12 protein-coding genes and 1 tRNA gene are annotated in these 12,637 nt (G+C 67.8%); 4 read left to right on the forward strand and 9 right to left on the reverse strand.

The features are described from left to right. Window positions 1-62: 62 nt before the first annotated feature. Window positions 63-1,142 carry a class I SAM-dependent methyltransferase gene (locus tag LHU95_RS01750; protein ID WP_248709660.1) on the forward strand — a complete coding sequence of 360 codons (1,080 nt, stop codon included), beginning with the start codon at window positions 63-65 and terminating at the stop codon, window positions 1,140-1,142. Next, complete coding sequence (locus tag LHU95_RS01755; protein WP_248709661.1) at window positions 1,139-2,341, forward strand: TIGR00180 family glycosyltransferase; 1,203 nt, start codon at window positions 1,139-1,141, stop codon at window positions 2,339-2,341. Before LHU95_RS01750 ends, LHU95_RS01755 begins: the two co-directional genes overlap by 4 nt. Before the next feature lie 81 nt (window positions 2,342-2,422). On the opposite strand, the gene LHU95_RS01760 is transcribed toward LHU95_RS01755, so the two are convergent. From LHU95_RS01760 to LHU95_RS01785, 6 genes are read right to left on the reverse strand one after another with little or no spacing between them, the layout of a single operon-like run. Continuing rightward, window positions 2,423-3,214, reverse strand: coding sequence for an ABC transporter permease (locus LHU95_RS01760; RefSeq protein ID WP_248709662.1), 792 nt, complete (start codon window positions 3,212-3,214; stop codon window positions 2,423-2,425). A 4-nt stretch (window positions 3,215-3,218) separates the two neighbouring features. Continuing rightward, window positions 3,219-4,049, reverse strand: a complete 831-nt coding sequence (locus tag LHU95_RS01765) for an ABC transporter permease (RefSeq protein ID WP_248709663.1) — start codon at window positions 4,047-4,049, stop codon at window positions 3,219-3,221. Then, a complete protein-coding gene (locus LHU95_RS01770) occupies window positions 4,046-5,170 on the reverse strand; it encodes an ABC transporter ATP-binding protein (protein ID WP_248709664.1) in 1,125 nt (374 codons plus the stop codon). Before LHU95_RS01770 ends, LHU95_RS01765 begins: the two co-directional genes overlap by 4 nt. After that, window positions 5,167-5,937, reverse strand: a complete 771-nt coding sequence (locus LHU95_RS01775) for a class II aldolase/adducin family protein (RefSeq protein WP_248709665.1) — start codon at window positions 5,935-5,937, stop codon at window positions 5,167-5,169. The genes LHU95_RS01770 and LHU95_RS01775 overlap by 4 nt, the downstream gene beginning before the upstream one ends. Further along, complete coding sequence (locus LHU95_RS01780; protein ID WP_248709666.1) at window positions 5,937-6,875, reverse strand: glyoxylate/hydroxypyruvate reductase A; 939 nt, start codon at window positions 6,873-6,875, stop codon at window positions 5,937-5,939. The genes LHU95_RS01775 and LHU95_RS01780 overlap by 1 nt, the downstream gene beginning before the upstream one ends. Window positions 6,876-6,882: 7 nt before the next feature. Next, window positions 6,883-7,989, reverse strand: a complete 1,107-nt coding sequence (locus tag LHU95_RS01785; RefSeq protein ID WP_248709667.1) for an extracellular solute-binding protein — start codon at window positions 7,987-7,989, stop codon at window positions 6,883-6,885. 338 nt (window positions 7,990-8,327) lie between these two features. Between LHU95_RS01785 and LHU95_RS01790 the strand changes: the two genes are divergently transcribed. Together LHU95_RS01790 and LHU95_RS01795 are read left to right on the forward strand one after the other, a co-directional pair. Beyond that, complete coding sequence (locus tag LHU95_RS01790; RefSeq protein ID WP_248709668.1) at window positions 8,328-9,644, forward strand: NtaA/DmoA family FMN-dependent monooxygenase; 1,317 nt, start codon at window positions 8,328-8,330, stop codon at window positions 9,642-9,644. Window positions 9,645-9,747: 103 nt separating this feature from the next. Then, window positions 9,748-9,830 (forward strand) — tRNA-Leu (locus tag LHU95_RS01795). Between the two features lie 31 nt (window positions 9,831-9,861). Here LHU95_RS01795 and LHU95_RS01800 read toward each other — a convergent pair. From LHU95_RS01800 to LHU95_RS01810, 3 genes are read right to left on the reverse strand one after another with little or no spacing between them, the layout of a single operon-like run. Continuing rightward, window positions 9,862-10,977 carry a hypothetical protein gene (locus LHU95_RS01800; RefSeq protein ID WP_248709669.1) on the reverse strand — a complete coding sequence of 372 codons (1,116 nt, stop codon included), beginning with the start codon at window positions 10,975-10,977 and terminating at the stop codon, window positions 9,862-9,864. A gap of 8 nt (window positions 10,978-10,985) precedes the next feature. Beyond that, window positions 10,986-11,414, reverse strand: a complete 429-nt coding sequence (locus LHU95_RS01805) for an OmpA family protein (RefSeq protein ID WP_248709670.1) — start codon at window positions 11,412-11,414, stop codon at window positions 10,986-10,988. Beyond that, window positions 11,411-12,625 (reverse strand): cupin domain-containing protein, encoded by a 1,215-nt coding sequence (locus LHU95_RS01810; RefSeq protein WP_248709671.1) that lies wholly within the window; start codon window positions 12,623-12,625, stop codon window positions 11,411-11,413. Before LHU95_RS01810 ends, LHU95_RS01805 begins: the two co-directional genes overlap by 4 nt. Window positions 12,626-12,637 lie beyond the last annotated feature (12 nt).

The raw sequence follows: 12,637 nt of genomic DNA on the forward strand, positions 1-12,637 counted from the left end.
CTGAGCTTCGCGTTCTTTCGGCCTATGGCCCGATGCCTCGGGTGAGTTCTGATTGCCGGCCTGTGGCGTCTGGTGGGGTGGTGGAGGTCTGCAATGCGTGCGGTGCGATCCGCAAGCCCGCGACGGCGTCCTTCCAGTCCGAGATTGGCGCGATCTATGCGGCGTATGACGTCTATTACCAGGGCGGCGGGCTGGAGCAGATGGTGTTTGACAGCCGGACTGGGCGTCCGGTCCGGCGCTCGGAATTGCTGGCGGAGCGGCTGCGGGGCAGCGGTGTGCTGCCTGCCGCGGCCCCCACCGCCGCGCCCACCGCCGCGCCCTTGCGCGCCATGGATCTGGGCTGCGGCAATGGCGCCTTCCTGCGCGCCCTGGCCGGCGCCTTCCAGGGCTGGCAGCTCTTTGGCCTCGAGCTCGATGACCGCAGCCTGGCCGCGATGCAGGACATCCCGGGCTTCGCCGGGCTGCTGACGGGCGATGTCAAGGAACTCCAGGGCCGCTACGACCTCATCTCGATGATCCATGCGCTGGAGCATTTCCTCGACCCCTATCAGACGTTGCTTGCGCTGCGCGGCAACCTCACCCCCGGCGGGCATGTCTTCATCCAGATCCCCGATGTGTCGGAAAACCCCTTTGACCTGCTGATCGCCGACCATGTGTCGCATTTCACGCCGCGCTCGCTGGCGCGGATCCTGGGGCGCGCGGGCTATCAGGTCGTGCGGCTGGAGACCGACTGGGTGCGCAAGGAGATGTCGGTCCTGGCGCGCCTGAGGGACCCGCTGGAGGCGGCGGCCCCCGCCGAGAGTGATCCGCCGGCCCTGGCCGAGGCGCAGCTTGGCTGGCTGTCCGGTACGCTGGCGGCGGCGCGCGCGGCTGCCGCGCATCGCCCCTTTGGGCTGTTCGGCACCTCGATCGCGGCGACCTGGCTGAGCGGGGCGCTGGCCGGCAGCATTGATTTCTACGTGGATGAGGATCCGAGCCGCCAGGGCCGCGAATTCATGGGCCGGCCGATCATCGCACCCGATGCGATCCCGCCCGGCGCCACGGTGTTCGTGGGGCTGGCGCCGGCCATCGCCTCCACCATCGCCGCACGGCTGGCGCGTCCCGGGCTGACGGTGCTGCAACCGCCCGAGGCCGCGGCATGACGCTGCACACCCTCATCATCCCGACCTATAACCGCCCTTCGGACCTGACGCGCAACCTGCGCTTTCTCGACGCGCAGGGGCTGCGCTCGAAGGTGCTGGTGCTGGACTCCTCGGCGCCTGAGGCGCGTGCGGCCAACCAGGCGGCGCTGGCCGATCTGCGGCTGGACCTGGAGTACATCGAATACCCGGTGACGCTGCATCCCTTCGACAAATTCGCCGATGGGATTGGCCGCGCGCAGACGCCCTATGCCAGCCTGTGCGCCGATGATGACCTGCTGCTGCTGGAGGGTCTGCAGGCCAGCCTGGCCGCGCTGGAGGCGGAGCCCGAGGCGGTTTGCGCGCATGGCTACTACTTCCTGTTCGGCTTTCTGCAAGACGCGCAGAACATGGACCTGACGACCATGCTCTATGCCTCGCCCAGCATTGACGCGGCGGACCCGATTGCCCGGCTGGACCGGTTGATGGCCTCGTACCAGGCGCTGACCTATGGCGTGTTCCGGACAGGCGTCCTGCAGGAGGTTTACGGGTTCCTGGGCCGGCTTGGCGGTCTGATGTTCCGTGAATTGCTTTCGGGCGCCTTGCCCGTGCTGCGGGGCAAGGTGCTGCGTGTGCCTGAATTCTACATGGCGCGGCAGCATGCGACGGGCGATGACGCCAAGCGCACCCGCTGGCACCCGACCGAGTGGTTCATGCGCGACGCGCCGGAACTGCTTGGCGCCTATGTCGAGTATCGGGGCGTGCTGCTGGAGGCACTGCATCGCTGGACGCCGGATGCGGATGCGGCGCGGATGGCTGTGTGGCAGCGGACGATTGACGTGATCCATCTGCGCTATCTGGCGCGGCATTTCCCCGATGCGGTCGTGGATGTTGCGGTGGATCATGAGATCCATGGGATGGGCATTGACGACTACTGGTCGAGCCCGAAGCTGCAGAACAGCCTGCTGGAGGCGCACAACAACTCCTTTGCGCCGCCACCTGCGGCGACGCCGCTGGCCTGCTGGATCGCCTCGGCCTTTCCGGCCGGGGCGATTGATGCGCGGGGCCATGTCGGTGCCTGGCCGCTGGTCCGCACGACCGAGGTGCGGCACTACCGCTTCTATGGCTCGTTGATCGACGAGAGGCTCTCGGGCGTCGTCGAGATTGACGCGGCTCAGATCAGGCAACTCTGCCGAAGCCTGGACGCCTATCCGCCAGATTGAGGGAGGGCCGTGCGGGCGGGGGGCCTCGGCGGAAACCCCGCCACGCACGGGGCTTCAGGCTTTCGCCAGACAGGCCCGCCACTACGCGCTCTCGGAGCGTCGCCGCAAGGCTCTGTCGGCCAGGAGCAGAAGCAGGGTGAACAGGATCAGCAAAACCGCGACCGCGGCCATGGCCGGATCGAGGTTCTCGTTGATGCCGTCCCAGATGCGGCGTGGCAGCGTGAAGACATCGCGTGACGCGATGAAGAGCACCATCACTAATTCATCCCAGGAATGGATGAAGGCGAAGATGGCGCCCGAGAAAATCCCCGGCGCGATGCGTGGAAGAATCACCCAGCGCAGGGTCTGCGTCAGCGAAGCGCCCATCCCTCGCGCCGCCTGCTCCAGCCGCGGATCAAAGGCGGCGAGTGCGGTGGATACCGTGATCACCACATAGGGAATGCCGGTGACGCCATGCGCGATCACCACGCCCAGGAAGCGGTCCAGCAATCCGAGCGGCCCGAAATAGCGATACAGCCCGATGGCATAGACGATCGAGGGGATGATCAGCGGCAGCAGCATCAACAGCCGCACCAGATCCGTCGCGCGGCGTGAAATGCGCCAGCAGCCTATGGCGCAGAGCGTGCCCGCCACCACCGAAAGCGCCGTGGCCGCCAGCGCGATGGTGAAGGATTGCCAGATCGAGCCCAGCCACTCGGCCGAGGTCAGCACCGTGTGAAAATGCTGGAGGCTCAGCCCTTCCTTGGGGAGTGAGAGGAAGCGCTGATCGGTCAGTGCCACCGGCAGCACGATCAGGATGGGCAGCACCAGATACAGTGCGGTAACCCAGGCGAGGCCGCGGCCGAAGGGACCCGCTCCATGCGTTCCATGCATCGGCTCAGCCCCCCGTGCCGAACATGCGGCGCAGATCCACCACACGTGAAAAGACCAGCAGCGTGAGCAGGATGGCCAGGACCAGGACGGTCGCCATCATGGTGCCCAGGCCCCAGCGGATCAGGTCGAGGATCTGCAGCGAAATCCACTCCGCCACCATCAGCGTCTTGCCGCCGCCCAGGATGGCTGGCGTGATGTAGAAGCCGAGCGAAAAGATGAAGACGAGCACGCCCGCCGCGATCACGCCGGGCATGGAGAGCGGCAGGAAAACCTGGCGGAACACCTGCGCCCGCGCGGCCCCCAGGCCACGCGCGGCCGCCAGCAGGCGCGGGTCAATCTCGCGCATCGAGGCCAGCATGGGCAGCACGGCGAAGGGCACCATGTAGTGCACCATGCCGACCAGGATGCCGAATTCGTTCCAGACCAGGGGCAGTGGCTCGGTGATCACACCGGCCTGCATCAGCGTGTTGTTCACCAGGCCCTGGCGGCGCAGCAGCGTGACCCAGGCAAAGGCCCTGACGAGCACGGAAATCCACAACGGCACCAGCACCGCCAGCATCCAGAAGCCGCGCGCGCGGGGGCTGGCCAGCGTGATCGCATAAGCGATGCCATAGCCCAGCAGCAGTGCGAGGAATGTCGTGATCAGGCAGATGCGCAGCGTGGTGAGAATCACGCGCTGCACGCCCTCCGATGTCAGCAGCCGTTCATAATTGCCGAAGCCCGGCTCGGGCTCCGAGATACTGATCGCCAGCACCTGCACGATCGGCGCGACATAGAAGAACAGCACCAGCAGCAAGGCGGGCAGGATCAGCAGCCACCAGCCGGTGAGCCTCATGTTGCATCCGCCAGAACGGGCACGGCCGCATCGGCCGGCCAGCCGAGGCGCACGGGCAAGCCTTCCGCAGGCGCGATGGCGGATTTCCAGGCGGGCTGGATCACACGCAACTCGCCCAGATGCTCCGTCTGCACCACCAGCGAGAAGCCAGCGCCGAGATAGGACCAGGCGCGGATATGGCCGGACACCTCGTTCTCCTCCCCCTCCCCATCGGCCAGCACGCGCAGCTTTTCCGGGCGCAGCGAGAGCAGGGCGCGCGCGTCATGCGCCGGAATGGTGACCGGCCCGGTGAAACGCACATGCAGCCGCGCCGCACCCGCCTCCAGCAGCATGCCCGCCGCATCGGGGCCGCGCGCGATGCCTTCGAGGAAGTTGGATTTCCCCAGGAAGTCGGCGACGAAGCGTGTGCGCGGCCGCTCATAGAGCGCCGCCGGATCGCCCAGCTGGATCAGCTTGCCATGGTTCAGGATGGCGATGTGGTCGGAAAGGGAGAGCGCCTCCTCCTGGTCATGCGTGACGTTCAGGAAGGTGCGGCCGATGCGCCGGTGCAGCGCCTTCAGCTCCTCCTGCAATTCAGCGCGCAGCTTCTTGTCCAGCGCCGAGAGTGGCTCATCCAGCAGCAGCAAGGCAGGCTCGAACACCAGCGCGCGGGCCAGTGCCACGCGCTGCTGTTGCCCGCCCGAAAGCTGGCGGGGCAGGCGGTCGGCGAAGCCGGCCAGCTGCACGAGATCGAGGGCGGCGCGGACCTTGCCGTCACGATCGGCGCGGGATTGGCCCCGCACGCGCAAGGGAAAGGCCACATTCTCCGCCACGGTCAGATGCGGAAACAGCGCATAGCCCTGGAAGACCATGCCGAAATCGCGCTTCTCCGGCGGCAGGGGCGTGATGTCCTGCCCATCCAGCAGCACATGGCCCTCGCTTGGCTCCACAAATCCCGCGACGGCCATGAGGATGGTGGTCTTGCCCGAGCCGCTCGGCCCCAGCAGCGTCAGGAACTCGCCCTGGCGAACCTCCAGCGAGACGTCATCCACCGCGGTGACGCCGCCATAGCGCTTGGTGAGCCCGCGCAGCGCAAGGGCGTGGCCGGCTGCGCTCGATGCACCGCGCGCGGTGACGCTCAATGGACGTATTCCGGCTGCTCGCGGTCCAGCTTGCGGCGCAGCGCCTGCCAGGGGAGCCAACCCTTGGTGGGGCCGGTGCCGAATTGCGCGCGCGTGCGCTGCACCGTCTGCGTCGAGGGCAGGGCCAGCGGCGCCCCGGAGGATTGCGCGGTGAGCTGGATGCGGCAGGCCTGCTCCAGGTAATACATCCAGTAGAAGGCCTCGGGCACGGTGCGGCCCACCGTGAGAAGCCCGTGGTGGCGCAGGATCATGCAGGGCTTGTCGCCCAGATCCTGCACCAGGCGCTCGCGCTCCGAGAGGTTGTCATCGGCGGCGACCCCTTCGTAATCATGCAGCGCGACGCGGCCGTCGAATTCCATGCTCATCTGGTTCAGCGGCAGAAGTGCCCCTTGCTGCGCCGCCACGGCCATGCCGGCGAGCGTATGGGTGTGCATCACGCACATCGCATCCTCGCGCTCGCGATGCACGGCGGAATGGATGACGAATCCGGCCGGATTCACCGGCCAGGCGGTTTCCTGCGCGGGCTCGCCCTCGGCATCCACGACAACGAGGCTGGAGGCGGTGATCTCCTCGAACAGCAGGCCGTAGGGGTTCACCAGGAAGCGATGCCCCTCGCCAGGCAGCCGCGCCGAGAGATGGGTAAAGACCAGATCCGTCATGCCGAACAGCGCGATCAGCCGATAGGCGGCGGCCAGGTCCTCGCGCACCTCCTGCTCGGTCGGGATGTGGTTCGGGTCGGGGCGAATGGGCGGTGGTGGAAGGGGCATCAATAGCCTCGCGCGGGGTCATAGGCATGGGGAGGGGCCTCACCGCGCTCGAGCATGGCGATGACGTCGGCGATATAGCGTGCGCGCTCGGCGCGAGTCGGCAGGCTGGCGGTGTGCGGCGTGACGATGACGCCCGGATGCGACCAGGCCGGGTTTTCGGCTGGCAGGGGCTCGGGCGCGAAGACATCCAGCACTGCGCCGGAGAGCTGCCCGGAATCGAGCGCGGCCAGGATATCGGGCAGCACCTGCTGCGAGCCGCGCCCCACCTGCACCAGCCCGGCACCGCGCGGCAGCTTCGCCAGCAGGGGGGTGGCGATGATACCCTGCGTCTCGGGCGTGGCCGGCAGCAGGCACACCAGCACGTCCGTGCCGGCGAGGAAGGCGTCCAGCTCAGCGGCCCCGGCGAAGCTCTCCACGCCCGGGATGGATTTGCGGCCGCGCGACCAGCCCCGCACGGGAATGCCCAGGCCCAGCAGCATGCGCGCCGTATGCTCGCCCATGGCGCCCAGGCCCATGATGCCGACGGTGCGTGCCGCCGCGGCAAAGGGCGGGTCCACATTTTCCCAGCGCCGCGCGGCCTGGAGCTGCGCCATGCGCCGCGCTTCCTTGGCCAGCGAAAGGACGGCCCAGCAGACGAATTCCCCCATGCGCTGCGCGGCTTCCCACGGCACGCAGCGGATCACCGGCACGCCAGGCGGCAAATGCGGGTCACTGGCGATGTGATCCACGCCGGCGCCCGAGCCGAAGATGGCCTTCAGCTTCGGGAAGCCGGCAAGGCGGCCGGGCTCCGGGTCCCAGACGACGGCGTATTCCACGCGCGCCGGATCCAGGCCCGGTTCATCCCACCAGCGCACATCCAGCTGCGGGGCATGGGCCGCGAAACCAGCGCGCCACTCCGCGACGGCTGCTTCGCCGCCGGATTTCACCACGAGGATCACGCGCGGATCAGCCGGTGACCATGTCGATATAGTCGGCGTTCACGCGGGCGTAGTTTTCGCCCCACCAGCGGCCATTCTGCGCCAGCTGCACGCGCGCATTGGCGGGCTCGGTCGGGTTGAAGCGGCGGAACTCCTCGGGCACCAGGGCGGCGGCGCGCGGGTTGGTCGGGCCATTGCCGAGGAACTTCAGCAACTCCACCTGATTCTCGGGGCTGGCCAGCATGGAAGCCAGCAAGCGCTGCGCCATCTCCCCGCCCGGATTGCCGCGCGGGCTGACGAAGATGCCAGGCTGCAGGATCGCCTGGTTCCAGATGAACTTGAACCGGCCGTTGCTTTCCTGCTCCAGCACCTTGGCGCGGGTGTGCCAGATCTGGCCCATCACCGCCTCGCCGGTCCGCATGAACTGCTCGGATTCCGCGCCGCCATTCCAGAAGACCAGGTTGCGGCGGATTTCCCGCACGCGTGCGAGGCTGGCCCGCACATCGAGCGGATAAAGATTGGCCATGTCCTTGCCCAGCGACATCTGCGCCGCATCAAGCACGCCCGCCGCATCGCGCCGCAGCAGCCGCGTGCCGGGGAACTTCCGGAGGTCCCAGAAATCCGCCCAGCCGGTCGGAGCCTCAGGGAATTTGGTGCTGTCATAGACCAGCACATTGCTGAAGGAGTAGGGCGCGGCGCCGTGTTCCAGCGCGAAGACCGGGGCGATCACATCGTCCCGCTTCACGATGTTGTAGTCGATGGGATTGAGCAGATTCATGCCGCCCAGCAGGTAGGCAGAGGTATGCGAGGAATCGCAGAGATCCCAGGTGGTGCGCCCGCTCTCCACCATCGAGCGGATGCGTCCGGCGGAAGGGCCCGTGCTGTCCTGCACCACGCGCCAGCCGGCATTGGCGGCCTGGAAGGGCTCGCCGTAGAAGCGGCCGAAGCCCTGGTTGGCGATGCCGCCCCAATTCACCATCACAAGCTGCCGCGCAGCCTGGGCTTGCGCGTCATGGCCACCGAGGGCCGCGGCGCCGAGGGCGGCGAGGCCCATCAGCAGCGTGCGGCGATCCACCTGGCCTTCGCGGAACTTCCGCAATGCCAGCTCGACGCAATCCTGTTGGAAGCTTTGCATCTTCATCTCCTGCACATGCCCTGGTGGCTGGAGGGCGAGGGGCAGCTTCGCCGGGGCGCTGCCAGCCATCGCTTTCCTGCGGCAAGATCACCACGCGCCAGCCGGCCCCGCAATCGCCGATTCCCGGCGGTTTGCCCCCGCGCGGCCTTACATCGCCTTCCGCGCGATCAATCTGCACAGCTTGGCCGCATCATGCAGCGGGCTGCGGTGCCGGTTGGCTGGTTGCGCAGCCTGCCGCACTCTCGCATGCTGGTCCGCAACACGCCCGTCATCCGCGCAACATCCGTTTCTCCGCGCCGTATCGGCGCGCCTCCTTGCCGCGTGAAAGACATGACCGCATGACGCAACCCTTCCATCTTGGCTGGTTCCTCCAGGGTTCCTCCGTGCAGGCCTGGGGCGAGCCCTGGACCGGCGCCATCGGCCGCGACTGGCGCGTGCCCGAGCTGTTCTGCGACCTCGGCCGCGCGCTGGAACGCGCCTGCTTCGACTACGTGCTGATCGAGGACTCGTCCTATATCGGCGAGAGTTTCGGCGGCTCGCGCCAGATCTATCTGGAGAACGGCATCGCCGTGCCGCGCCAGGACCCGAGCGTCATCGCCACGCTGATGACGGCGGCCACCAGCCGCATCGGCATTGTTCCCACCCTCTCCACCTTCGCCTATCCGCCCTATCTGCTGGCGCGGCTGGTGGCGACGCTGGATCAGGTCTCCGGCGGGCGGATCGGCTGGAATATGGTGACGGGCAGCAGCGACTATGCCGCCATGAATTATGGCCTGCCCGGCATGCCCGACCATGACCTGCGCTATGACATGGCGGATGAATACATGGCCGCCGTGAATTCGCTCTGGGATTCCTGGGAGCCGGGCGCGGTGCTGGCCGATACCGCAAGCGGCATCCTGGTGGACCACACCAAGGTCCATGCTGCGGATTTCAAGGGCAAATGGTTCACCACGCGCGGCCCACTCAATTCCGGTCCCTGCGTGCAGGGCCGCCCGGTCATCGCCCAGGCCGGCGGCAGCCCCCGCGGCAAGCGCTTTGCGGCCCTGCATGCCGATACCGTGGTGGCGAGCGTGAAGGGGGCGGCCGGCATGCGCGCCTATCGTGACGACGTGCGGGCCCATGCTGTGGCCCAAGGGCGCAATCCCGACCACATCAAGATCCTCTTCCTCGTCAGTCCCGTGCTGGGGGAAACGATGGAGGAGGCCCAGCTTCGCCGCCGCCAGCGCCAGGCCCGGGCCGAGGCGCAGGTGCCGCTGATGCTCGCGCATTTCGGCAAGATCACGAATATTGATTTCGGCAAGATGGACATGGATGCGCCGGTCAACACGATGCACCTGACCACCAACGGCCACCAGCAATCCCTTGATGAATTCAAGCGTTTCGCCGGCACGCGCAGCCTGCGTGAGGCGATGCTCAGCTATCGCGGGAATCCCGGCTCGGTGGAATTGACCGGCACGCCGGATGCCGTGGCCGGACAGATGGCGGAAGCGATGCAGGAGGCGGGCGGCGATGGCTTCCTGCTTTCGCTCAACGACGTCAGCCGGCGCAGCGTGGCGGAGGTGGCTGATGGGCTGGTGCCGGCCCTGCAGGCGCGCGGCCTGGTGCGCCGTGCCTATGCGCATGATCAGTTCCGGGACAATCTGCTGGAGTTCTAGCGTAGCCCCTCAGGCTGCGCCGCGCCGGAAAGCTGGCGACCCGCATCTCCGGCCGGGTGCCACCCCTGGAGCGGCGCGGCCTGTCATGGCACAATCCGTCTGCGCGGGCGTGCCGGAATGGTAGACGGAAGGGTCTTAAAAACCCTCGGCCGCAAGGCCGTGCGGGTTCGAGTCCCGCCGCCCGCAAGCCCAAGGCGGCGTCGCCAAGGGGCGGCCGCTATTCCACCACCCAGCCCGGACGCAGCGTGATCTCGGCGCGCTCGCAGATATTGACGTTGCGCGCCTCCTCCGCATTGCCATTGTCAAAGACCACGCGCAGGTCAGCCTGGCACCCGCTGTCACTGCCGATCTCGCGCCGCTCACCCAGCGCGATCGGGCGTGCGCCCAACAGGTTCTCGCCCCAATCGGCTTCCTGCACGGCCGAGAGATAGACCTCGCGCACGGGCCGGCCATGGGCATGGACCAGCGTCAATCGCCGGGCGGGCGAGAAGATCACCGCCTCCCCGGTGCAAATCTCCACATCCTGGCGCTCCTCCGCCTGGTTGTCGGCGAAGACGGCGCGCATGCGCACGCGGCAGGCCGCATTGCGGATGCGCAGCAGGAAGCTTTGCCCGGGATTCAGCACCGTGGCGCCAAGCCGATCCCCACCCCATTCGCCTGGCCCCGCCGTAGCATAGAGCTCGCGCAGAACGCGGCTGGTGCGGTTGGTGATGTTCACCTCCCGCAGGGGGATGGTCGCATCGCCGAAGACGATGCGCGGCGTGGTGCAGATATTCACATCCTGCCGCACTTCCTCGCGGCTGCCGCGAAACACGGCGCGCGCCTCGAAGGCGCATTCGGTTTCTCCGCGCAGGCGGATATTGAGGGTATCGCTGCCGGGGATGGTGGCCGCGCCCAGCCGGTCCGGACCAGGCTGGTTGGGCCGCGCGAGGAAGAGCTGCGTCAACTCCACATCGGTGTTGTTCACCACCTCCACGGCGCGGGTGTTGCGGTCATCCAGCACCAGTTCGCGCAGCGTGCAGACGTTGATGTTGGGGCGGGTCTCCGCGCTGCCATCCTCGAAGACGGCGCGCAATTCCATCTGGCAGGGGCCCACACCCAGGCGCAGCCGATGGGTGGCCCCCGGCTGCACCACATCCGCGCCCAGCCGATCCGGCCCTTGCTCCCGCGCGGGCGGATTCCAGAGGTAGATTTCCCGCACCACGCTTTGGGAGTTGTTGCGCAACAGCAGGTTGCGGTCCTGTGTGGCGGGGCCCTGCGGTGCCGGCTTGCCGGCGGGTTGCGCGATGGCGGGGACGGCGAGCAGCAGCAGGGCCAGAAGGGCTGGCAACATGTGAAACCTCACGAAAGCGGGAGCAGGATGATGCGCGCGCCGGCGCGGCGGTCCACCCCTCGTCCCTCCCTTGGGGTGGAGAAGCCGCGGGTGCGTGCCTCGGCGCGAACGCGGTCGCGTTCGATGCCGAGTTGGGAGAGTTGCAGCGCCACGGCGCGGGCGCGGCGGGCCGCCAGGCGGCTTGCGGTCTGCGCGCCACCCTCTGGGCTGGCGGCGAAGCCGAGCACACAGAAATTGCGTTCTGGCGCGGCCTTCCCGCTTTCGGCCAGGGGCGCCAGGACGGCGATGGCTTCCGGCGTCAGCCGGTCGGCACCGCGCTGGAAATCAAGGGAGACCGCGTCCCCCTCCAGACGCTCCGCACCGACGCAGGAAAAGTCGCGCAGCTGGGCGGCAGCCGGCGCCATCATCGCCAGCAGGAGCAGCAGCGCGCGGATCATGTGGCGATCAGCAGCGCCGCGTCGCGGAGCTTTGCGAGCAGGGCCGGGGCATCGGCCGTGGGATGGGCGCGGCGCAGTTCCGCCTCGGTGATGTCGGGCCTGGCCAACAGCCATTGCGCTGCCTCCGCCTCGATGGGGCTGAGGGCCAGTGTGCCGGAGGTGGTTTTCAGCACCCAGTCGCTGCCGCGCCGGACCGGCTTCGCACCACCGGCGACGATGCGCCAGGCGGCGGCTTCGCCCCCATCCTCGCTGGCGGGCGGCGCCATGCCGCGCCAGGCGAGCAGGTCATTGCCGCCACGCTGGAAGCGGAAATCCGCCACGAATTTCTCCAGCACCCCCATCACCTTGGGGTCCTTGGCGAGCTCGGCGATGCGGGCGCCCAATTGCCCGGCGCGCTGGGTCAGCGCGAATTTCGCGGCGGCACTGCCATCCTGGCGCGGCAGGGGCTGGCGGAAGCTCGTCTCGTATAGGACGCGCTCCATCAGGATATTCATCACATCCATCCCGTTGGGCGCATGCGCGCCATAGGCGACATGCACGCTCGCGGGGGCTTCGGCCAGCGCGTCATGGTACCAGCCGCGCGGCAGGTAGAGCAGGTCACCGGGCTTCATCAGGATCTTGGCGCGCAGCTTGCCCTTGGCCTGCTCATGATGCGCCTGGTCCTGGCTGCGCCAGAGCGGATGGCTGATCGGCCATTCCGCGCGCCCCTCCCAGATGTTCCAGTATTTCTCGCCCTCGACCTGCACGGCCCAGACGTCATGCGTGTCGTAATGCGCGGGGAAGGCCTTGTGGCTCTGCCAGGAGATGTAGACATTCGCCTGCGCCTTGCCCAAGCCCGCGCTCTCGATCGCGTCACTGACCGAGGCGAGGCCGGGTGTGAGGCTGTCCACATCATTCATGACGATGCTGGCCCCCTTGGCGACCCATTCGCGCACGCGCTCCGTCACCGGCTGCTGGAGCTGCGCATTGGCGTCGCGGCCGGTCGCGCGGGTGCAATATTGCTCGGCCGGGATGGGCTTGCCATCCAGCACGAGCTGGAGCGAATGGCTGGACCAGACATGCGTCATGTCCAGCAGCCGGTTGATCTGCCGCCAGGAGAAGACGGCGGCGAATTTCGCTGCGTCCCCTTTCAGGTGGAGCGGCAGCTTATCGTGATATTCGGCAAAGAACTGCTCGACCGGCATGGGCGCGAGCAGCTGGGAGAGCGTCATTGTCATGAATCC

The sequence above is a fragment of the Sediminicoccus sp. KRV36 genome (assembly GCF_023243115.1).
Lineage (GTDB): Bacteria > Pseudomonadota > Alphaproteobacteria > Acetobacterales > Acetobacteraceae > Roseococcus.

Excerpts from the sequence above, each read along its gene's own strand:
- LHU95_RS01755 (WP_248709661.1), top strand. The coding sequence starts at position 1,139 with ATGACGCTGCACACCCTCATCATCCCGACCTATAACCGCCCTTCGGAC.
- LHU95_RS01810 (WP_248709671.1), bottom strand. The coding sequence starts at position 12,625 with ATGACGCTCTCCCAGCTGCTCGCGCCCATGCCGGTCGAGCAGTTCTTT.
- LHU95_RS01800 (WP_248709669.1), bottom strand. The coding sequence starts at position 10,977 with ATGTTGCCAGCCCTTCTGGCCCTGCTGCTGCTCGCCGTCCCCGCCATC.
- LHU95_RS01785 (WP_248709667.1), bottom strand. The coding sequence starts at position 7,989 with ATGCAAAGCTTCCAACAGGATTGCGTCGAGCTGGCATTGCGGAAGTTC.
- LHU95_RS01765 (WP_248709663.1), bottom strand. The coding sequence starts at position 4,049 with ATGAGGCTCACCGGCTGGTGGCTGCTGATCCTGCCCGCCTTGCTGCTG.
- LHU95_RS01790 (WP_248709668.1), top strand. The coding sequence starts at position 8,328 with ATGACGCAACCCTTCCATCTTGGCTGGTTCCTCCAGGGTTCCTCCGTG.
- LHU95_RS01805 (WP_248709670.1), bottom strand. The coding sequence starts at position 11,414 with ATGATCCGCGCGCTGCTGCTCCTGCTGGCGATGATGGCGCCGGCTGCC.
- LHU95_RS01760 (WP_248709662.1), bottom strand. The coding sequence starts at position 3,214 with ATGCATGGAACGCATGGAGCGGGTCCCTTCGGCCGCGGCCTCGCCTGG.
- LHU95_RS01775 (WP_248709665.1), bottom strand. The coding sequence starts at position 5,937 with ATGCCCCTTCCACCACCGCCCATTCGCCCCGACCCGAACCACATCCCG.